Genomic DNA, 21,325 nt, shown 5'->3' with positions numbered 1-21,325 from the left:
TTTATAAGCTATCTAGATTTAATACTTAAAGGACTATAACTCTGTGTTGCGCAATCATATGAGATTTGATATAATAGACTTGCGGGATTTTTTTTCTTTTCCCACTGATAGCGTATTTTCTCAATCTTTCCAGAATTATTGTATTCATAAAAACGCGATTCCCAAATAACGCTGCTTTTACTACTGCTTTTGTTAGCATCATGAAATTTCTGGTAAGGCCAACTGTTATTGTCTTTATTCATCTTCAACCTAAATAAATAAGTCTAGTGAATTAATATGTTGTATAATAATGTCAATACCTACCGATATTTATAGAAACAGAGTTTTTGAATTTGTAATTTTCTGGAAAGCCCTATATTCTTTGACTTTATCCGGTCAAAATGAACATAAAGCATTATCCTGATACAGTAAGTAGTCCTGATTTTTCGTCGTTAGAAAAAGAAATCATAAAATTTTGGCAGGAAAGCAAAATTTTTGAGCAATCAGTTGAGAAGCGTTCTAAGGATAATTGTTTTGTCTTTTATGATGGCCCTCCATTTGCAAATGGACTTCCGCATTATGGGCATTTACTCACTGGTTTCATCAAAGACGCATTTGCAAGATATCAAACTATGCTTCAAAAAAGGGTTGAACGTAGATTTGGTTGGGATTGTCACGGATTACCGGCTGAGATGGGTGCAGAGAAAGAACTTGGAATATCGGGCAGGACTGAGATAGAGAAATTTGGCATTGAAAAATTCAATAACCATTGTCGTACTTCTGTAATGAAATTTTCATTAGAATGGGAGAAGTATGTGAATAGGCAAGCAAGGTGGGTAGATTTTCACAACGACTATAAGACCATGGATAAATCATTTATGGAGTCGGTTATGTGGGCGTTTAAGCAGCTTTACGATAAAGGTTTGGTATATGAATCAGTACGTGTTGTTCCATATAGCTGGGCGTGTGAAACCCCTCTCTCCAATTTTGAAACAAGGCTTGATAATGCATACAGAGAAAAAACTAGCAAAGCTGTAACTGTTGCATTTGAGCTTTTAGAAAACCCAAAGCAATTCAAACAAAAATGTAAGTTGCTTGCTTGGACTACAACTCCTTGGACGTTGCCGAGTAACCTAGCACTGGCAATAGGTAAGGACATCAAGTATTGTGCAGTGTCAGTCCACTCTTTGGTGTCATTCCAGCGCGTGACGCTGGAATCTATTTCTGGATCCCAGTGTCGAAGCACTGGGATGACAGAAGTTAATGAAAGGAGTTCAGTGAACAGTGAAATTTATATTTTCGCTGAAAGCTACCTAGAAAAATTTATCAGCCACTCTGAACAAAACAATATTCCATATGAAAACTGCAATATAAAACTTCAAGCGAATGATCTTGCAGGTCTTCCTTATAGACCGCTGTTTGATTACTTTAAAGATACAAAAAATGCGTTCCGTATTTTCATTGCCGATTATGTCACAGCAGAAGATGGTACTGGTGTTGTGCACACTGCTCCTGGATTTGGTGAGGAAGATTTTTACCTTTGCCAAAGCCATGATATTAGAGCTGTTTGTCCAGTTGATAACGGTGGTAGATTTACTGCTGAAGTTTCGGATTTAGCGGGAGTTCATGTTTTTGATGCCAATGATACAGTAATAAAAAATTAAAAGAGCAGGGGAGTTGGTTTAAGACTGAGCAACATATTCACAATTATCCTCACTGCTGGAGAACTGACACTCCTTTGATCTATCGCACTATGCCTTCTTGGTACGTTGCTGTGACAAAGTTCAAGGACAGAATGATAGAGCTGAACAAAAGAGTTAACTGGATGCCAAATCATATAAGAGATGGTCAATTTGGAAAATGGCTTGAAGGAGCACATGATTGGTCAATTTCACGCAATCGATTCTGGGGTACGCCAATCCCTGTATGGAAATCAGATGATGCTCGATATCCAAGAGTGGATGTATATGGTTCAATAGCGGAACTAGAGCGAGATTTTAATGTTAAAGTAGATGATTTGCATAGACCATTTATCGATACTTTAACAAGACCAAACCCCTATGACCCAACAGGAAAATCGGTTATGCGTCGTGTGCCTGACGTGTTTGACTGTTGGTTTGAGTCTGGCTCAATGCCGTTTGCACAAGTCCACTATCCGTTTGAAAATAAAGAGTGGTTTGAAACTGCAGATTTTATCACCGAATATATAGCACAAACAAGAGGATGGTTTTATACGCTCTTTGTATTGTCCACTGCTTTGTTTGATAGGGAACCATTTAAGAACTGCATATGCCACGGTGTTGTTTTGGATGTAAAAGGGCAAAAATTGTCCAAACGTTTAAATAATTATGCAGATCCAATGGAAGTTTTTGATAGATACGGTTCTGATGCACTGCGTTTTCTTATGCTTTCTGGATCTATTGTTTGTGGTGGTAATTTGCTACTTGATAAAGAAGGAAACTCAATACGAGATGTTCTGAAAAACGTAATAAAACCTATTTGGAACAGTTATCACTTTTTTACTATGTATGCAAATGCAGATGGAATTAAAGCTGAAGTTTGTAAGGATTATCAAAGTACTATTGATCGCTACATGATTTTCAAATGTTTTGAAGCTGTAGCAAGTATCCAAGCTTCTATGAATAACTATAACTCTCAAGAGGCTTGCAAAATTCTGATAGATTTTTTTGAAGTGCTAAATAATTGGTATATTCGTCGCAGTCGCGAGCGTTTTTGGAAAAGTGATTTGGATCAAGATAAAACTGACGCTTATGATGTTCTATACACAGTTTTTTATTACATACTTCGGGCTGTAGCTCCTTTATTGCCACTGATAACAGATGCTATATGGCAGGGGCTTAAGTATGAAGAAACATCTGTTCATTTGGCTGATTTTCCACAATTAGAGAAGTTTGATAGTCAGCTCATTGCCAAGATGGATTTGGTAAGAGAAATATGCAATGCTGCATTCTCTATTAGAAACACGTTTAACATACGTATCAGACAGCCACTTGGTAGTATGATTATTTATCATCAGTTTTCCTGTGATTCTCTTAAAGATGAATATCAAGAGATAATAAGAGATGAGGTAAATGTAAAAAAATTAGAATTAGTAAACAGACTTGAAGATATTGCATCATTAGAGCTAAAACTAAATTTCCCGCTACTTGGCAAGAAGATTCCAGACAAAATCAAGAAACTAGTTCGATACGTTAAGGAAGGGAAGTGGAAGCAAGTTGAAAACGAACAGATATTTCTGGGAGATGAAACAGAGAACTATATTATAGAAAAAGGTGAATATGAACTATTGTTAAAAGCAAACAGTGAATATTCTTCTGTATTTGATAACAATAAAGGAATTGTTATTCTGAGCACTGAGCTCAATGATGAACTAATTCTAGAAGGGCTCGCGAGAAATATTGTGAGGCTTATTCAAGAAACTAGAAAACAAGCTGATTTCCACATATCAGATAGAATCAGAGTAATAATCAAAGCAGAAGATGAGAAAGTTAAAGAGGCAATAAATAGGTGGGGTGAGTATATAAAAGAGCAGACTCTTTCTTTATTTTTAGAGGTTAATGTAGAAATCGGAACTGATTTCTATTCTAAAGGATACCAAGATTTGACAGTTGGTATTAAGTTAATAAAGTTGCAAAGTTACTAATGTTTATGCTATACTTAGATTGCTTCAAGTAGGTTGATAATATGAATCAAGTTGTTGCAGATGGTTACAGAGAAGTTGTTAACAATAATGATGGTTTAGGTAAAGTACAATCTATTTCCAATGTTGCTTTGGAAGAAGAAGAGTTTTTTGATGCTATGGAAGCTGTTTCTAGTGTAGAAGAAGAGAGTGATTTAGGCCTTGTTGCTTCAGAAGAGGAAGAAGAGTTTTTTGATGCTGTGGAAAGACAAGAACCGTTAGCTAACCTTAACATTCCACTCAGTATATTTCATTATAAAGATTATAATTCTGACTTTTTTACCTCCTGGTATAATGTGTCAAGCGAAATATTGAAAGAGATAAACAGAGCTTGCCCAGAGAAAAAAGTATTAAATTTAGCTCTGTCAGTTTTAATGCTCCCTTATATTGCTTTTACTGCATTGGGATTAGTCGTATACAGTAGATTTAAAGCAAACAGCAAGAAACAAGAAGGTGTAGGGGAAGATAAGACAAAAAAGAGTGAAACCGGTGTATCAAAAAGATTGGCATATGGTGTTCTTGCTGCAATAGCAATTTTTGTTAATGTGACTGTACTTGTAACTTTGGTTGTTCCTGCAACAATTGCTTTGGCTACTTTTTATCTTTTAAATAGAGATTTATTTCACTCTTTAGTTGCTGCTCTTGAAATAAGTATGGGGCAGTATTCTAATAAGCATCAAAATATTGAGGTGTCTTTTCATGAAAAGGAAGTTCCTGGACCAAATATTGCGTGGGATATGGAAATAAAGTTTCCACCACAATTTAAACAATTACTTAGAGACTTATATGAGAATGAAAGTAATAAGTGGTTTAGTGTGACGCGGGATTCGGAGCATAATATCGTACTGAAATTGTCAACTAACATCAATTTAAAAAATGGTCTTAAGCCCTTACGCAATGAAATCAAGAATGTGCTTGCAACTTCGATCCAAGAATGCGCAAAAACTATGGAAGAGCTGATGAAGCTAGAAAGGAAAGAGATTACATATGATAAGCTGAAAGAATTGTTAAGCGAGTTCAGGTTGAAAGTGGTGAGTAGTATAGATTCTAAGCTGACAACTCGTTTAATAGAAAATGCTTATCAAGTTGCCTTTGTACAAGCAATTAAATTTCAGCGAGATAGACGTGGAGAAGATTTTTCACTGGAGGATGAGCTAAAAAATACTTTAGTGAAACAGAAATTAGAAAGTCAAGGTAAGGAATTACCAAATGAGAAAGAGATAATAATAAAAGGTCTAAAAAAAGCAGGAGCAAAAGTACCGGGTGCCTTGGACGATAGTGAGCTTCCTGTATTTAAAGCAGAATGGGAACGACTTAAAGAGGAAGGGAAAATAGCTAAGGAGACAATCATTGATGTTTATAAGGATACATGTCCTGGAAAAACAGAGGAAGCTCTGAATGATGCTAAAAAAATAATTAAAGATTTAAAAGAACAAGGACAAGAAAGATATACTAGGATATATGAAAAATTGAAAGCAGTATATGGTGAGGGAAAAAATAACTTAACAAATGATGATTTAAAAAGGAAATTAGAAGGTCTTTTTAAGTTCGAGTATGATGATCAAGAAGTTGAGCAAAGGCTAGTAAAATCAGTAATGAAAAAAGCCAAAGGTGAGTTAGGCCTATTAGGCACGCTAAGCTTAATAGACCAGTTTCGAGGTTTAGAAGAGGAGATAAAAGGTCCTTTTAGTGAGAAAGGTTTAAAAGAAGTTTCAGATAAAGTAAATGATCTTATAGCAAAGGTATATTTAGAAATAACGAAATGTAAAATACAAAGTTTATTCAAAGGCCAAGCAAAGGGTATAGAGAATTCGTGTAAGCTATTAAAAAGGGAGGCACCAGATTTAGTAAAAAGGATTAATGCGCATCGAGCAGAAATTGCAAAATGCTTGGAACAACCTGCACTGTTGAGAGAAATAATAGAAGGAAATGAGGATTTAAATAAGTACTTAGAAGATGAGCAAAAGAGAAGAGGAGAAAAGCATCCAAATACAAAATTAATAGAGAAGCACTTGAAAGATAACCAAGAAATTCTAAAAGCACTAGAACAATTAGAATTAGAGAAAAAAGAATTATTGATAAATGAAGAAACAAAAAATAATTATAGAGAAGAGTTAGAATCTCGTGAAAAAATAAAATTTGCAACAATAGAGAATAATTTACTAAAGGCATTCGAGCATGAGACTTTTAGTGAAGAAGCAGTTAAAAAGTTATTAGAGAAAGCGGAACTTGAGTACTATTTGGCAGAAAAATGCATCAAATATCCTGTAATTAAAACAAAAGATAATATCAAACATTTTTGTCAAGATTTATTGTCTCCTTTGATAAACAGGTTGGTGGAAAATATAGTAAATAATGTACCAAAAAGCGATAAGAGTTCATGGCTGCAACCTATAAAAGCTGTTCAGACAGGTTATGGATATATTAAAACAGGCCTTATCGTTGCAATATATGGGGATGAGAGTATAGAAGGAAAAGCGTTAGATGTAGCACACAACTCTTATAAGGAAGGAGAAACGTTTCTTCAACATTTTGAATCAAATTATGAGGAAATCGGAGCTTTTTTAGGTAATGTATTTTCTGATGATGGAGAAACATTTAAAAATGATGTGTGGCCTAAAGTAGAAGAGCATTTGCGTGGAACGTGGGATAGATTTTTTAAGGATATTGAATTTAAGATTGGAAATAGATTAGATGAAGTAAACGTGACACAGCCAATTAAGAAGAAAGCTAAGCTAATTTGATATAAAGATTACCCACTTTACCTCTACCTTCTTTAATCGCGCTAAGGCATTTATGCTGGTAAATAAACCTTTAAAATAAGAGTAATAATCAAAGCAAAGGATAAAAAAATAATGAAGTGAATACATAAAAGAGCAGACTCTCTCCTTATCTTTAGAAATTATTAGTACTTATAGCATATAAAGCATATTTTAAATCAGGTATAATATGATAAGTGCTACTATAAATTCTGAAACTAATAGTAGTAGTGTAGGTAGGGAAGAGTGTGTTGCTGTTACAACTTCTGAAACTAACTTAGATGGCAATAATAGTGGTTTAGGTGAAGAAAAGTGTGCTGCTGTTTCTTATAGTTCAAAGAAAGGGGAAGAATTTTCTTCTGGTTTTAACATTCCGCTGAATATATTTCATTATAAGGATTATGACTCTGATTTTTTTTACTTCTTGGTACAATAAATCAAGTAAAATATTTAAGGAGATAAGTCGAACTAGTCTAGAAAAACGAGTGTTGAATGTAGCTCTAGCATTTTTAATGCTTCCTTATGTAGCTTTAACTGCATTAGGGTTAGTCCTATATAGCAGATATAAAATAAATGATAAAACGCAGATCAGTGTGGAGGAAAATAAAAAAAAAGAAAATAAATTAACAGCAAAAAGATTGGCATATGGTATTCTTGCTTCAGTAGTGATTTTTGCTACATTTGTAATCTTACTTATTCCTGCAACAATTGCTTTAGCTATTTTTTATCTTTTAAATAGAGGACTAGTTCATTCTTTAATTGCTGCTTTTAAAGAGGGCAGTGAGTCATATCAGAATCAACATCCAAATATTGAAGTATCTTTTCATGGAACAGAGGTTAATAAATCAGATATTATGCTGGATATCGAAATTAAATTTCCGCCACAGTTTGCACAATTACGTGAAGATTTATATAAAAATAAAAATGGTGGTTGGATTAATGTTGGACAGGATCCAGAGCATAATACCATATTGAAATCATCAGTAAAAATTCATTTAGGAAGTGGTCTTAAACCTTTGCGTAGTGAAATAACAAATGTGCTTAAAATTTCTGTTCAAGGGTTCACAAAAACTATGGAAGAGTTGATGAATCTAGAAAAAGCAGGTATTACGTATAATAAGCTGAAGGAATTGTTGACTGAATTCAAACTAAAAGTGGTAAATAGTGTCGATTCTAAACTGATAAGTTGCTTAATACCAGGAGAAGTGTTTATTCAACCTTTCAAGGAAATAATAGACGTAGTAGAGAAATTACCTGCTTCCATCAAACCCTCTATTCTACTTCCTGATGGAGAAAAAATATTTAAAGATTTAATATTGCCTCGTATAAGAGATAAGTTATATGAAGTCTTTTCTGAGAATATTGAATTGACGTTAGTTAGAAGTGAATTAGATGAAGTAAACGTGACACAGCAAAATCAGGAAACTGTGATTACGGCTTAATGATGAGCTCTCAAAGTTCCTTCAGTATTTTCACACACTAAGTTGACTATCATATTTGATTCTTTTTGGATTTCCTCTTCAGTTAAAGTGTGAGTTGGAGAGCAGAAAGTAACTGACAATGCTATAGACATCTTGCTCGGCTCCATGTTATTTCCATGGTATACATCAAATATCAAAACTTCTGTGATGAGCTTTGAGCTTTTTTTCACCATATTAATTATACTACCTACTGCTATGTCTTTATTTATAATAAACGCAAAATCGCGCTTTACACTTTGGTATTTATAATCGATAAATTTTTTTCTACTTATAGGTAAATTTTCAATATTTTCTAATATCAACTCAAAACCTACAACTTTTTGCTTGATGTCAAAAAGATCTAATATATTAGGATGCAACTCTCCAAAATAACCTGCTACTTTATTCTTAAAAGAGAGAGTACCTGACTTTCCTGGGTGGTAATGTTCTTTTTCTGCCCTCTCTATCGTTAAATTATCACAGTTGATGTTAAAAAATTCCAAAGCTGTTATAAGGTCAGCTTTTGCATCAAAGATATCTACCTTCCTATCAGTGTTATAATGGTTTCGCGGCGAATTATTTCCTGTTCTTATTCCACTTAAGACATGTTTAGACTGAGCTTCACCATCGTAAATCGGCCCAATTTCGAAGATTGCAAGATCAGATACTCCATGGGCAATATTATCAGCAGTGACTTGCAACAAATTTGGTATGACACTTGGCCTCATTATATTGAAGTTATTATTAAATGGATTATCGATAATAAATAACTTATCCGAGTAACCAAATTTTTCAGCTATTGATTCACTCATAAAAGACCAAGTTATCATTTCATGAAACCCTCTGTTTGTCATCAAAATACGCAAATTGTCGTATGTACTATCTACTTCTTCAACATTATTTGGTAGTAATTCTTCTTTTATTTTGTCATAGTCGTATATCCTTGTTACTTCTTCAATTAGGTCAGCAGGTATTGTCACGTCCGATCTCCAGCTTGGTACTTGTATATCCCAATTACCTTCGGTTTTTTGTCAACACTAAATCCTAGTTTTGTTAAAATATTGAATACCTCATCAGGTGGTACAGATACACTTCCAAACTTGTTTATGTCTCGATAATCAAGGTTCACCTTGATATCAGCCTCATCCAGACTACCAGCAGATACCACGTTTGAGGCTTCTCCACCGCATAGGTCCAAAATCATCTGAGTTGCAAAACTTAGTCCATCGAAAGTAAATCCAGGATCAACTGAGCGTGTAAACCTGTAACTTGAGTCTGTGGAGATGCCAAGTTGCCTTGAAGATTTAGTGATAGAGATGGGGTCAAACCAAGCAGACTCTAAAAAGATATCAGTAGTTTCAAGAGTGCATTCGCTATACTTACCACCTATAATTCCAGCAATTCCATGAACATTTTTATCATCAGAAATAACACTTATGTCTTTGTTTAATAAGTATTCTTTACCATTTAAACCAATAAATTTTTCTCCATCGTTTGCTTTGCGTACTACAAGCTCTCCTTCTATTTTTTTTGCATCATATGCGTGCATTGGGCGCCCGAAAGATATCATAATGTAATTAGTAATATCGACTATTGCAGAAATACAGCGCATTCCTATCGATTCCAATTTATCTTTTAACCATTTTGGGCTCTCTTTATTTTTTACATTGGCAATGTATATTCCACTAATAAAACTTTCCCCGTCATTCACTTCAACATCGATTGGTGAATTTATGGAGCTGGTAAGTTGTGGAACGCTTAAAGTCTTTAATATTCCAATTCCAGCTGCTGCTAGATCACGTGCTATTCCATAAACACCTAGGCAATCTCCACGATTTGGAGTAACATTTATATCAATTACAGGATCGCAATTGAAAAATTTATCTCCTGTTTTATAATCATCAGAAAGCTCGATTATTCCTTCACTTTCCTCTTGAGTCAGCGCAAGTTCAGAAGCAGAACAGAGCATTCCTTCACTTAGCACTCCTCGTATTTTTGCAGGCTTAATTGTGAAATCGCTTTCTGGTAATGTGCTACCAAGAGATGCAAGTACAGTTTTCATATTTTCTCTAACATTCTGTGCTCCACAGACTATCTGCAGAATTTTACTTCCATTGTCTACTTTACATAGTTTTAATTTATTAGCATTTTGGTGAGGTGCAACTTCTAATACTTTTACAACAACAAACCCAGCTAATTTGGTATTGTCAACCACATCTTCTACTTCCAGTCCTACATGGGTTAACTTATCAGTGATTTCTTCTAAACTAGCATTAGTTTCTAAGTGCTCTAGTAACCAAGATAATGTGAATTTCATCTATCTAACAAGAAACAAAAAGTTATTGTAATGTAAAATATAATGATTTCAAAGCTTGTTGTAGTAAATGGCTTCTATATTGCAAGAAACAACAGAGAAGCCTACTTATATACCATTTTTCTACAAAGAAAGAATTTTCTTTATATCACCTTTTAAATCCATCTCCATGCAGAGTTAAATATTCATATTGTGATCATCTATATGAAAGTTATAAGTGTAAGCATCACCAGTGAAATTTCCTATAATATTATGGCTTTCATCTAGCATTTCACCTGCCATGTGGAAAAGGCCAGTGTCTGGGTTAGAAGAATAATCTGTAAATTTGATGTACCCGTTGCCGCATTCCTGTTCTAAACCTAAAGGTAGATTAGTAAAATCTATTTCACTCATAATTGCCTCATATTAAAATTAAATTATAGTTAAAATGAGATGTTAAGTCAAGAATTTAAAATAAAGTTGGTAGCTGACTATAATTAGCATTCTCATTACATACTTTGTTAATATGCTAATGCTATAATGACATAGAGCTTTCTATCTTAATTCTTGACTTTATCCTATAAAATTTATACTTTATTTACTGTTACAGTTTAAGTACATAAGATCAAAATGGCGTTAAATCCGCTAGAACAATTTAAAGTATATACAATAATAGAGTTACCAAAACTATTTGGGTATGACATAAACTTTACTAACTCATCTCTTTTTATGATGATTTCGGTAATGTTGACAATGCTCTTTTTGCTTCTTGGAGTAAGAAAAGGGGCAGTAATACCAGGATATTTACAAGCTGCAGTTGAGTATGTATATGATTTTGTTGTTTCAATAATAGAAAATAATACTGGAAGCAAAGGTTTGCAGCACATTCCTTTGATATTTACAGTATTTATTTTCATTTTATCGTGTAATTTAGTTGGTGTTCTTCCTTATAGTTTCACGGTCACAAGTCATGTAATAGTCACCTTCGCTTTATCTATGGTGACTTTTATTTATATAACGATTATTGGGTTTAAAGAAAGGGGAGTAGAATTTTTACGTATATTGCTACCAAAAGGAACTCCTTCATGGCTTGCGCCTATAATAATTATTATTAAGTTATTTGCTTATTTAGTAAGGCCGATTAGTCTATCAATAAGGCTTGCAGCAAATATGATTGCTGGTCATACGATCATCAAAGTGATAGCGGGATTTATTGTGAATATGAACGTACTTTTCACTCCTGCGCCTTTTTTGTTTATAATTGCACTAATAGGATTTGAAGTATTTGTTGCAGTTTTGCAAGCTTATATATTTACTATATTAACATGTGTATATTTGTCAGATGCAGTAAAGTAATTGACTTCCTTGCAGAATATTTTACAATTAATAATGTAAAGAAATAGTTAAAGGTAATATATGGATTTAGTAGCTTTAAAATTTATAGCAATTGGTTTAGCTGTGTTTGGAATGCTCGGTGCTGGCTTAGGTATAGCTAATATCTTCTCTGCTATGTTAAATGGGATTGCGAGAAACCCTGAATCAGAAGGTAAAATGAAAAGTTACGTTTATATTGGTGCTGCTATGGTTGAAATAATGGGATTGCTTGCGTTTGTACTTGCAATGTTATTAATATTTGCTGCTTAACAGATGCCACAGCTTGATGTTTCAACTTTCTCTTCTCAAATTTTTTGGTTTTTAATTTTTTTTTCTTCACTTTTTTCCATAGTGAATTACTTATTTTTACCAAAGTTGGAAGAAGTAATAAGCACTAGAAGTAAAGAAGTATTGAATTCTTTTAGTAGTTCTGTTCACCTTTTGCAACTTGTAGAAAATCAAGTTGTAAAATATAATGCAGCTTTAAATCAAGCCAGAGTACAGGCAAAAAAAATCCTAGATGATGCACTTGCTCAGGTAGAAGAAATGAGATCTAATGTTAAGAATATATTAGAAGAGGAAGATAAAAAAGTAAGCAAATTTGTTGAAGAAAGAGTAGAAAAATTTAAATCTGAATACATTAATGAATTAAAACAGATGGCTACTAATATTGCTTTGATTTACTATACTAAGTTAACTAATTTTGAGGTTGAAGAGGAGTTTGTTGCTAGCTTGGTATCTGAAGAGTTTTAGGAGTTTTTTTATGTCTACATCAATGATTATCGGTCTTGCCTTCTTGGCAGGTCTTGTCTTTGCATATAAATTGCTAAAGAAAGTGATAAAAAATGCACTTAACAATAAGCATAATAAAAGCAAATTTTCAAGTGAAGAAACTGAAAAATTCAGGAAAGATATGTTGGAGTATTACAAAAAATCTTCTGAAAAATACAAAAAATTAGATGCAGAAGTTAACAAAATGATGAATGAAGCAGTTGATAAGGCTAATAGTATCATTAAGCACAATAAACAGCAGCTCGATCAGACATTAGATGACAATATCCATTCTAACTTGAAGAAAGTCACTGATCAAGTTGAAAAAGCTCTTGGAGATTTACAAGCTAACACAGCAAGTATAGCTGCTGATGCTGTAAAGAAAATAATGCATGAACGTAAAGATGATAAGCGTAGTAGTGAGGTCATATCTTCGTTTTCACGTGACTTAAGTAAAAAATTGCATTAAGTTTAATGCCTATACTTCAGGCTGATAATATAGGAAAAATTAAGTTTGATTCTAGTTTATGCAAAGAACAAGAAAAACTCTTTTATTATAAATTTAATATAATTCCTTGGCAAAAATTAAATAGTACTACTTTCTTTATAGTTGAAAGTGCAAATCAAGATATCAATGGTTGGATCAAGGCTTACTACGGTGATGACTACGTATTAATAAAAGCGAACAGTGAACAGATTTTAAATCTTCTTAACTCGCACTTTGGTATTTCAGAATTTGCAGGCAATTACTTATATTATAAGAACCCTAATTTTTCAGCTAAAAGTATTAGGCTCAGTTCAATATTTTTTTCCTCTTTTTTTGTTATAATTTCGACTTTAACACTGACAGAGAAATATGCATATTTTGCTTTGATGCTGATATTCATAGTTGGATGTTCTAGTTCTTTATTCAAATTCGTAACTAAAATTTTTGGCTTACGTAAAATTTCTAGCCAAAAAGTGGATTATAGTAAGCTAAATGAACCTGTATATACTATTTTATTGCCTGCTTTTAAAGAGAATGCGATTATAAAGCAATTGATTGAGAGCATTGAAAGTTTGGATTATCCAAAATCAAAATTAGATGTAAAGCTTCTGATAGAGAGTGATGACCAAGAAATGTTGGAAGCGATAGAAAAATGCACTTTACCGCAGTATTTTGAAGTAATAAAAGTGCCTCATTTTTTACCTAGAACAAAAGCTAAGTCATGCAATTATGCTATGAGCTTTGCTAGAGGGAAGTATGTGGTAATATATGATGCAGATGACAAGCCAGATCCATTGCAGTTAAAAAAAGCACTAATTGAATTTAATAAGGGTGACAAAAAGTTAGCTTGTGTACAGGCAAAATTAAATTACTACAACTGTGATTGTAATTTTCTTACAAAATCCTTTTCTCTAGAATATATGAATTGGTTTCAATATTTATTGCCTGGATTTCAAAAAATGAACATGCCAATACCTTTAGGTGGTAGCAGTAACCATTTTTCAGTGGAAATTTTAAGGAAAGTGCTTTTCTGGGATGCTTTCAATGTCACTGAAGACGCTGATCTCGGTTTGAGACTTGCACAAATGGGATATAAAACCAGAATTATTGATTCAGAAACATTGGAAGAATCACCAACTACTGTCTTTGCTTGGATCAAGCAAAGAGCACGCTGGATCAAAGGTTATATGCAAACTTACATTGTTCATTTAAAAAATATAAAATTACTTTTTAAGCATATTGGGCTCAAAGGAGTTTTGCTATTAAACCTTTTTGTTGGTTCCTCAGCCTTTATATTTTTCACTACTCCTTTTTTGTTACTTTCATTGATACTAACTCAAGTTTTAAGCGGATTATTTTTATATTATTTTATAGTAGTATACGTTATTAACTTGATTTTTTTGATAGTAGCTATTAAACAGCAAAAAATGCCTTTTTATTTTTATATAGTATCAATATTTTTTCCCGTCTATAATCTGCTACATAGCGTTGCGGCTTTTTTTGCCTTGTGGGAATTTGTTATTCACCCTCAGCAATGGAACAAAACTCAGCATGGCTTATGGAAGCAAAATTTGTAGCTATTTGGCTTTTTCTCTGCTCTGTCATGGTGATTTTCATGGTGGGGATTGGTGGATTTACCAGACTTTCAAAAGCAGGATTGTCAATCACGGAATGGAAACCTATTACCGGAACATTACCACCACTGAGTGAACAAGATTGGCTAAAAGAAAAATCAAAATATGAAGCTACACCTGAATACAAAGCATTTAACTACGGTATGAATATGGAAGAGTTCCGCACCATATACTTAATAGAATATGTGCATAGATTGATTGCAAGGCTGACAGGTTTAGTTTTTATCTTACCATTTATATACTTTACACTAAAAAAAACAATACCTAAAAAGGCAGTAATAAGGCTATCTATAGCACTATTATTTGGAATTTTACAAGCTTTTGCTGGTTGGTATGTGGTTAAAAGCGGTTTGGTAGCCAATCCTCATGTTAGTCACTATAAGCTTGCACTTCACTTACTGCTTGCATTGGTTATTTTTGCATTATTGTTGTATCAATTTTTTGACTATCAGATAAGTTTACAAAACAAAACTAGGACTAGATGTACTTCAGAATTGCCTTGCGTGAAAAAAAAGCAATGTTGTCATCCCAGTGCGTGACACTGGAATCTATGCTTTTCTTAAATTTTTTAAATGGATCCCAGTGTCACGCACTGGGATGACAGAATTTCAATCCATTGACAGTAGTATATATTATATAACACTTACTCTGATTCTAATCGCAGTACAAATAATCTTTGGTGCATTTGTTGCGGGATTAAATGCTGGCTTAATTTACAATACATTTCCACTAATGGATGGACACATTATTCCAGAAGATTTATTTTACTTACAACCTACATGGCTCAATATTTTTGAAAACAGAGCAACAGTGCAATTTGTGCATAGAGTACTGGCATTGCTGATATTAGTTCTGACAGTAGTATTTACAATAAAAAATGCCAATGTAAAACCAGCATATATTATGCTGCTCTCCGTCATCATTCAGGTAATTTTAGGAGTAGTCACTTTGTTGCTGCATATACCAATATCAATTGCTATAGCCCATCAAATGTTTTCGTTTATCTTATTTGGATCAGGTTTATACTGCTTGTGTTATTTAAGAAAGCAGATCTAATACCAAATCACCAGCCTGTACATTTTTTCCTTCTTTAACAGGGGTATTTTTTATCACCATTTCTGATTCAGCGCATATAATATTTTCCATTTTCATTGCCTCTACAACAAACAGGGGTTGTCCTATTTCTATCTGATCTCCTGTATTTACGTGCAACTTAACTAATAAGCCAGATATTGGGGATTTTACAGCATCTACTGAAATCCCTTCTGTTTCATTATTTAGCATTAACTTGCTTAGTTCAGCTATGTGAGGTTTCAATACACAACATTCAGCTTTCATACCCGCATGTCTTATGAAGTACTTGCTGCCTTGCCTTTCTATTTTAAGTGCTATATTGGTATCATCATTAATTGTGATATATAGCAATCTATAACTTGATTTCCACTTACCCACCACGGAGTATTTATTGTGATTATATACTGTTGTTAATGTATTATCTTGGTATTTTGCATTTATGGAGTACTCATTGTCATTTATATTCACTATGAATAAATCTCTTGCACGGTCACCTGTCGTTTCAATGCCATAAAGCGTCATCCCAGTGCTTGACCACTCTTTCTTTTTTTTAGATTCCAGCGTCACGCGCTGGAATGACATCGAATCTGATGTTTCATCCACTGACTTATTGTAATACCTTACCTCATTTTCTAAATGAACATACAGTGCAGCAAAGATAAATATTTTAATATATTCCTCTGTAATAAAATTGCCTTGAAACCCACTGGGATAATGGTCTGGAATGAATCTTGTGTGGAGCTTTGCTGCAATAAAGTTTGGATGATGGAAAATGGATTCTAGAAATTCTATATTATTTGTTACTCCTTCTATATAACATTCAGACAATGCTTTTTGCATTCTGCTGATTGCTTCTATTCTATCTTTTCCATATGTTATAACTTTTGCAATCATCGAATCGTAGAACATGCTGATTTCTGAACCTGCAGCAACTCCATCATCTATTCTTACATAATCATTTTCATCCGGTTTATCGTAATATTTTATTCTTCCGCTGGAAGGGAAAAATTTCTTTGATGGGTCTTCAGCACAAATTCTACTTTCTATTGCAGAACCAGTAAGTTTAATGTCATTCTGACCAAACCTTAGTTTTTTTCCACAGGAAGTTCTAATCATTTCTTCTACTATGTCTATTCCAGTTATAAATTCTGTTACTGGATGCTCAACTTGTAATCTCGTATTTACCTCAAGAAAATAGAAGTTTTGGTCTTTATCAACAACAAACTCGATAGTACCTGCTGAAAAATAACCAACTTTCTTTGCCAGAGAAACACATTGGGCATACATTTTTTGTCTTACTTCTTCACTAATAAATGGACTTGGAGTTTCTTCCATTATTTTCTGGTTATTCCTTTGTATTGAGCATTCCCTCTCTCCAAGACATACTATATTGCCATATTTATCCGCTATGATTTGTATTTCAATATGTCTTGGTAACTCTATATATTTCTCTATAAAGATACTGCCATCTTTAAAACTTTTCTCTGCTTCATTTGTTGCTGATGTGAATGCTAGTTCAATTTCTTTTTTGGAATTTACAATTCGCATTCCTTTGCCACCACCACCTGATGCAGCTTTGAGCATAACGGGAAAGCCAATCTCTTCAGCAACGATGGCTGCGTGAGCAGCATCTTCGATCTTACCCATATATCCTGGTACTACATTCACTCCAGCTTTTCTTGCCGCTTCTTTTGCTGTTATTTTGTTGGCTGTAACTTCTATTGTTTTTGCACTGGGACCGATGAAGTCTATATTATGCTTCTGCAAAGCACGTGGAAAATCTGGATTCTCTGCCAAAAATCCATAGCCAGGATGAACCGCTTCAGCACCTGTTTCAATCGCTACTTCGCATATTTTTTCGATGTTTAAGTAACTAAGGCAAGAAGGCGAAGGACCAATGTACCTCGACTCATCTGCTTGTCTTACATGTACAGAATTTGCGTCTGCATCTGAGTACACGCATACACAAGATATACCCATTCTGCGCGCAGTCTTGATTATCCTGCAGGCAACCTCTCCTCTATTTGCTATTAAAATTTTACTATACTTCTTTTTTATCATCTTATCAGTATACTTTCTTCAGTTAAGAAAGTAAATTATTGCCTGCAAGTACTTCATACTAAGGAGTTAAACCACCCTCTAAAAGTTGCATAGCATCAGGATCCACTATAGTACTTTCGTTATACAAACCATATACCTCGTTACATGTCTTAAATAACAGATATGAAGACCCTCCAGAAGCTATTGTCGCTATTGAAGCTAATGCAAGAGACTGAGAAACCGAAAATAGAAGATACAAAGATACACACATAGCGATAGTACATACTATAACCCCTACTATATATAGGCATATATGAAACTTCTTACTACATATAAAGCCACATTTTATATCTGCAATTTGCTTAATTTCTTTCTGTTGTGTAGCATCTAAGTAATAAAGAGGAGTTTCCCTTTTCTTATTAAAAGCATGGTCTTTACTGCAGAGCGCATCTTTTATATATTTTTTATTACATTTGAGTTCCTCTTTCAATCTGCTTACTTCTTTCCGATCTCCAGCTTCTTGTGCTTTTATAATTTTGTTATCAGCTTCCGTCTCTAAGCAACGCACAATATCTTTTACTGCAGGCAGCAAAACCCCACTCCTTGCTGCTTCATGAAATGGATTATTTCCATATTCATTATGCGCAGTTACAGAAGCAATGTTCTTCCTGCAAATGTCTACAAATTTATCTTTGTCTTGTATTCTTGCAGCTAGATGCAAGAGATTATCTGCCTGTACTATTTGTCTTGTTTTATCAAATGGGCCGATGTAACGCCAACTGACATTAGCTTCATTAGCTAAGAGAAGTTTTTTTATCTCATCTGTAGATCCGATCATAACATACCTAACTATTAACCAACACTAAATTATACAATGGAGTTTATTAAAAATAAATGTAAATTAATCCTTTAAATCTACAATAGTTCTACGTTGTTGCAAGTGCAAATTTTAGTTATCATCCGTTACATTATCACAATAGACAAATATGCCAGGTATAGTTACTAGATTTGCTCCATCGCCAACAGGATTCTTGCATATTGGAGGAGCTCGTACTGCATTATTTAATTGGCTCTATGCAAAGCATCATGGTGGTAAGTTTTTGCTAAGGATTGAAGACACCGACAGAAAACGTTCAACACAAGAAGCAATTGATGCAATAACAGATGGGTTAAAATGGCTTGGAATAAGCTATGATGAAGAAATAATATACCAATCGAAAAGAATAGATAGACACATTGAAGTTGCAAATCTTTTAGTTGAAAAAGGTAAAGCGTATCACTGTTATTGCCCTGAAGATGAAGTTGCAGAAAAGAAAGTAAAAGCGAGAGAAGAAGGAAAAATATATAAGCATAAATGTGCTAATTCGGCACCAGATGTAAAGCCTGTTGTTCGCTTTAAAGTTCTAGACTCGGAAGATATCGTTGTTGATGATAAAATATACGGTCAAGTTAAGATAAATAGCGACCAACTTGATGACATAGTAATCTTGCGTTCCGATAATACTCCAACATATATTTTTGCTGTAGTGATTGATGACCATGATGCTGAAGTAACCGATATTATACGTGGCTCTGATCACCTCACTAATACCTTCAAACAATTACTGATATACCAGGCTCTTGATTTTGATGTCCCACGCTTTGCACATGTACCGCTTATTCATGGAGAAGACGGGAATAAGCTATCTAAAAGACATGGTGATACAAGTGTTTGCGATTATGAAAAGATGGGAATATTGCCAGAAGCAATGCGTAACTACCTGCTTAGACTTGGTTGGAGTCATGGTAATGATGAAATTATTAGCGATGATCAAGCAATAGAGTGGTTTAATTTGGAAAATATCGGTCGTTCACCTGCACGGCTTGATTTTAAAAAACTGGAACATTTGAATAACCATTATATTAACAATATGAGCAATGAAGATATTTTAAGTATTATTGTTCCAATGTTCGAGAGTAATGCAAAAGATTTTTCTTTAACCCAATCCTTCCAGCGCGTGACCAGAAAGACAAAACCAGTGTCAGCTACTTGGATGACAGGTGGTAATGTGTTTTTGACTGATAAGAAAAAGAATTATTTATTACAGGGACTAACAGAGCTAAAGAAAAGAGCAAACTATCTAACCGAACTGCTGGATTTAGCAAAGTTTTATATTCAAGATCCGCCACTTGATTTGAGTGAAGAAGCTCAGCAAATTGTCAAATCTAACCTAGATATAATTAAGTTACTTGCATCATTTCTTTCGAGTATAGGTGATGAAGATTGGAATAAGAATTTTTTATCTGCTCAGATCAAGGAATTTTCGAAATTACATAATATGAAAATGAGCGATATATACCACTCATTACGTGCACCTATAACAGGGGTAATGGATGCACCTGGAATCATTGATATTATGATAATTCTCAGTAAAGACGAATGTATAAAAAGGTTGCAGTAGGGTCAGAGTAAAAAGACATTTGGGTTCAGTTTTAGCTGAAATAAATCGTGCGCAAGAACTTCCCATTAAATGTTATTTAATTCACTGACATCGTTATGCCTACTTTTGAACTCGCTTTATAAGATTTTCCTTCCATTTGTCCTCCCTCTAACTAGCTATGCAGTAAAGCCATCGCATTACTCCTTACCTTCTTCTTATATCTTTTGATTTACAGCAAGTCTTCTGTTATTCTGGCACACACATGTAATACTTATACCAATTCTCATTATGAGGAGGACAAATAGGAGACATAGCAGAGTTGTTTAATTGTAGAGTGGGCAAGGGAAGCAACAAATTTACACAAAGTAAACTCAAGGAGAGTAATTGTATCGTATATTTTATTACGCAAAATGTTCTGTTTTATATATAACCAAAGTCTTGCAACTGCAGGCGAGTATGGTGATAGGTACATAATCTCAATATTTTTAGGCACCTTTAAATTTTTTGACTTATGCCAACTAGCACAATCCATAACTAAAAAAGCCTCTCTTGTTCCTAAATATTGGGACATCTGCTTAAGAAATACATTCAGTGTTGACATTCGGTGCAAATAAGCTAGAGTTCTCTTCATTTTTAGGATTAACTGCACTGTAGAGATAAAAATTTTGTCTACCTAATTTTATTTTAACCTTTGTCCTGATGCCCTTTTTAAACCAACCACGTCCGACTTTCGAATGTGTGCCAAACCGCGATTCATCAAAGAAAAACAGCTCTTTTCCAAGATACTTGCCAATAACTTCATTGAGATTTTTTTTTGAATTCCTCTTGTTTTCTTTTATCTTGTACATTGTGTTGGTGTAATATATGAAAATTTCATATATTACGGTGCACTGTAGACTTACTGACATTCAGACCAAATTTTTTCTGAATCTTTATTCTCATTTCTTTAATAGTAATATTAGGATTTTCTTCTATCCATACTTCAACTTGCTCAAGTTGGCTATGATTCAATCTAGTTTTTTTACAGCATTGAGCAGGAGCAAATAGTTTTTCTTCTCTTCCAAATTTTAAGTCATGAAGTTACTGCGTTTCTTGAAATGCAGCATATCTTTGCTACAGCCGTTATGCTATGCTTTTTTGCTAGCAATTACAGCATTTAGTTTTTTTATGCATTGTTTCTTACTTTCTTCAGCATTTTTCTTGCCGATTCCACCACTTGTTCATCTAATAGTTTTGATCTTAATCCTATTTTACCCCGCTATTTTACTTGTTTCAGTATGGACTTTTTTTCTCTTTATTGTCTATCCGCTCTCTCCTTAATGGGCATTGGTATT

At 33.8% G+C, this 21,325-nt stretch carries 13 protein-coding genes and 4 pseudogenes; 11 read left to right on the top strand and 6 right to left on the bottom strand.

Translation table 11 applies throughout. The features are described from left to right. Positions 1-8: 8 nt before the first annotated feature. Entirely contained in the window at positions 9-242 is a 234-nt protein-coding gene (locus tag Wcon_RS03085) for a hypothetical protein (protein WP_237350000.1), read from the bottom strand. Positions 243-380: 138 nt separating this feature from the next. Between Wcon_RS03085 and ileS the strand changes: the two are divergent. From ileS to Wcon_RS03065, 4 genes and pseudogenes are all read left to right on the top strand, one after another. Continuing rightward, positions 381-3,643 (top strand): annotated as a pseudogene (gene ileS / locus Wcon_RS03080) (isoleucine--tRNA ligase). A 41-nt stretch (positions 3,644-3,684) separates the two neighbouring features. After that, positions 3,685-6,423, top strand: a complete 2,739-nt coding sequence (locus Wcon_RS03075; protein ID WP_114517182.1) for a hypothetical protein — start codon at positions 3,685-3,687, stop codon at positions 6,421-6,423. A 205-nt stretch (positions 6,424-6,628) separates the two neighbouring features. Then, on the top strand, positions 6,629-6,874 hold the full coding sequence (locus Wcon_RS03070) for a hypothetical protein (RefSeq protein ID WP_114517181.1): 246 nt from the start codon (positions 6,629-6,631) through the stop codon (positions 6,872-6,874). Next, positions 6,840-7,880, top strand: a complete 1,041-nt coding sequence (locus Wcon_RS03065; RefSeq protein ID WP_114517180.1) for a hypothetical protein — start codon at positions 6,840-6,842, stop codon at positions 7,878-7,880. Before Wcon_RS03070 ends, Wcon_RS03065 begins: the two co-directional genes overlap by 35 nt. Here the strand turns inward: Wcon_RS03065 and pheT are convergent. Both pheT and Wcon_RS03055 read right to left on the bottom strand, forming a co-directional pair. After that, positions 7,877-10,215 (bottom strand): annotated as a pseudogene (gene pheT / locus Wcon_RS03060) (phenylalanine--tRNA ligase subunit beta). The gene Wcon_RS03065 and the pseudogene pheT sit on opposite strands and share 4 nt — an antisense overlap. Positions 10,216-10,389: 174 nt before the next feature. Next, the gene (locus tag Wcon_RS03055) at positions 10,390-10,605 is read right to left on the bottom strand and encodes a hypothetical protein (RefSeq protein ID WP_114517179.1); all 216 of its coding nucleotides are present in this window, start codon (positions 10,603-10,605) and stop codon (positions 10,390-10,392) included. A gap of 216 nt (positions 10,606-10,821) precedes the next feature. On the opposite strand from Wcon_RS03055, the gene Wcon_RS03050 reads away from it, so the two are divergent. From Wcon_RS03050 to Wcon_RS13005, 6 genes and pseudogenes are all read left to right on the top strand, one after another. Then, the gene (locus Wcon_RS03050) at positions 10,822-11,547 is read left to right on the top strand and encodes a F0F1 ATP synthase subunit A (RefSeq protein ID WP_114517178.1); all 726 of its coding nucleotides are present in this window, start codon (positions 10,822-10,824) and stop codon (positions 11,545-11,547) included. A 60-nt stretch (positions 11,548-11,607) separates the two neighbouring features. Then, on the top strand, positions 11,608-11,835 hold the full coding sequence (locus tag Wcon_RS03045) for a F0F1 ATP synthase subunit C (protein ID WP_006014985.1): 228 nt from the start codon (positions 11,608-11,610) through the stop codon (positions 11,833-11,835). 3 nt (positions 11,836-11,838) lie between these two features. Further along, positions 11,839-12,318, top strand: a complete 480-nt coding sequence (locus Wcon_RS03040) for a F0F1 ATP synthase subunit B family protein (protein ID WP_114517177.1) — start codon at positions 11,839-11,841, stop codon at positions 12,316-12,318. A 10-nt stretch (positions 12,319-12,328) separates the two neighbouring features. Then, a complete protein-coding gene (locus Wcon_RS03035) occupies positions 12,329-12,805 on the top strand; it encodes a F0F1 ATP synthase subunit B family protein (protein ID WP_114517176.1) in 477 nt (158 codons plus the stop codon). Positions 12,806-12,810: 5 nt separating this feature from the next. Next, the gene (locus Wcon_RS03030) at positions 12,811-14,400 is read left to right on the top strand and encodes a glycosyltransferase family 2 protein (RefSeq protein ID WP_114517175.1); all 1,590 of its coding nucleotides are present in this window, start codon (positions 12,811-12,813) and stop codon (positions 14,398-14,400) included. Next, positions 14,382-15,513 (top strand): annotated as a pseudogene (locus Wcon_RS13005) (COX15/CtaA family protein). Before Wcon_RS03030 ends, Wcon_RS13005 begins: the two are co-directional and overlap by 19 nt. On the opposite strand, the gene Wcon_RS03015 reads toward Wcon_RS13005, so the two are convergent. After that, positions 15,496-17,592 carry an acetyl-CoA carboxylase biotin carboxylase subunit gene (locus Wcon_RS03015; RefSeq protein WP_114517174.1) on the bottom strand — a complete coding sequence of 699 codons (2,097 nt, stop codon included), beginning with the start codon at positions 17,590-17,592 and terminating at the stop codon, positions 15,496-15,498. The pseudogene Wcon_RS13005 and the gene Wcon_RS03015 sit on opposite strands and share 18 nt — an antisense overlap. Before the next feature lie 58 nt (positions 17,593-17,650). Then, the gene (locus Wcon_RS03010; protein ID WP_114517173.1) at positions 17,651-18,409 is read right to left on the bottom strand and encodes an ankyrin repeat domain-containing protein; all 759 of its coding nucleotides are present in this window, start codon (positions 18,407-18,409) and stop codon (positions 17,651-17,653) included. 148 nt (positions 18,410-18,557) lie between these two features. Here Wcon_RS03010 and gltX point away from each other — a divergent pair, with 148 nt between their 5' ends. Continuing rightward, a complete protein-coding gene (gltX, locus tag Wcon_RS03005; protein ID WP_114517172.1) occupies positions 18,558-20,012 on the top strand; it encodes a glutamate--tRNA ligase in 1,455 nt (484 codons plus the stop codon). Between the two features lie 265 nt (positions 20,013-20,277). On the opposite strand, the pseudogene Wcon_RS03000 reads toward gltX, so the two are convergent. Continuing rightward, positions 20,278-21,240: pseudogene (locus tag Wcon_RS03000) on the bottom strand (IS630 family transposase). Positions 21,241-21,325: the final 85 nt, after the last annotated feature.

The sequence above is a fragment of the Wolbachia endosymbiont of Cylisticus convexus genome, from assembly GCF_003344345.1.
This window is presented reverse-complemented; position numbering and strand designations above follow the sequence as displayed.

Excerpts from the sequence above, each read along its gene's own strand:
- Wcon_RS03085 (WP_237350000.1), bottom strand. The coding sequence starts at position 242 with ATGAATAAAGACAATAACAGTTGGCCTTACCAGAAATTTCATGATGCT.
- Wcon_RS03075 (WP_114517182.1), top strand. The coding sequence starts at position 3,685 with ATGAATCAAGTTGTTGCAGATGGTTACAGAGAAGTTGTTAACAATAAT.
- Wcon_RS03070 (WP_114517181.1), top strand. The coding sequence starts at position 6,629 with ATGATAAGTGCTACTATAAATTCTGAAACTAATAGTAGTAGTGTAGGT.
- Wcon_RS03065 (WP_114517180.1), top strand. The coding sequence starts at position 6,840 with ATGACTCTGATTTTTTTTACTTCTTGGTACAATAAATCAAGTAAAATA.
- Wcon_RS03055 (WP_114517179.1), bottom strand. The coding sequence starts at position 10,605 with ATGAGTGAAATAGATTTTACTAATCTACCTTTAGGTTTAGAACAGGAA.
- Wcon_RS03050 (WP_114517178.1), top strand. The coding sequence starts at position 10,822 with ATGGCGTTAAATCCGCTAGAACAATTTAAAGTATATACAATAATAGAG.
- Wcon_RS03045 (WP_006014985.1), top strand. The coding sequence starts at position 11,608 with ATGGATTTAGTAGCTTTAAAATTTATAGCAATTGGTTTAGCTGTGTTT.
- Wcon_RS03040 (WP_114517177.1), top strand. The coding sequence starts at position 11,839 with ATGCCACAGCTTGATGTTTCAACTTTCTCTTCTCAAATTTTTTGGTTT.
- Wcon_RS03035 (WP_114517176.1), top strand. The coding sequence starts at position 12,329 with ATGTCTACATCAATGATTATCGGTCTTGCCTTCTTGGCAGGTCTTGTC.
- Wcon_RS03030 (WP_114517175.1), top strand. The coding sequence starts at position 12,811 with ATGCCTATACTTCAGGCTGATAATATAGGAAAAATTAAGTTTGATTCT.
- Wcon_RS03015 (WP_114517174.1), bottom strand. The coding sequence starts at position 17,592 with ATGATAAAAAAGAAGTATAGTAAAATTTTAATAGCAAATAGAGGAGAG.
- Wcon_RS03010 (WP_114517173.1), bottom strand. The coding sequence starts at position 18,409 with ATGATCGGATCTACAGATGAGATAAAAAAACTTCTCTTAGCTAATGAA.
- gltX (WP_114517172.1), top strand. The coding sequence starts at position 18,558 with ATGCCAGGTATAGTTACTAGATTTGCTCCATCGCCAACAGGATTCTTG.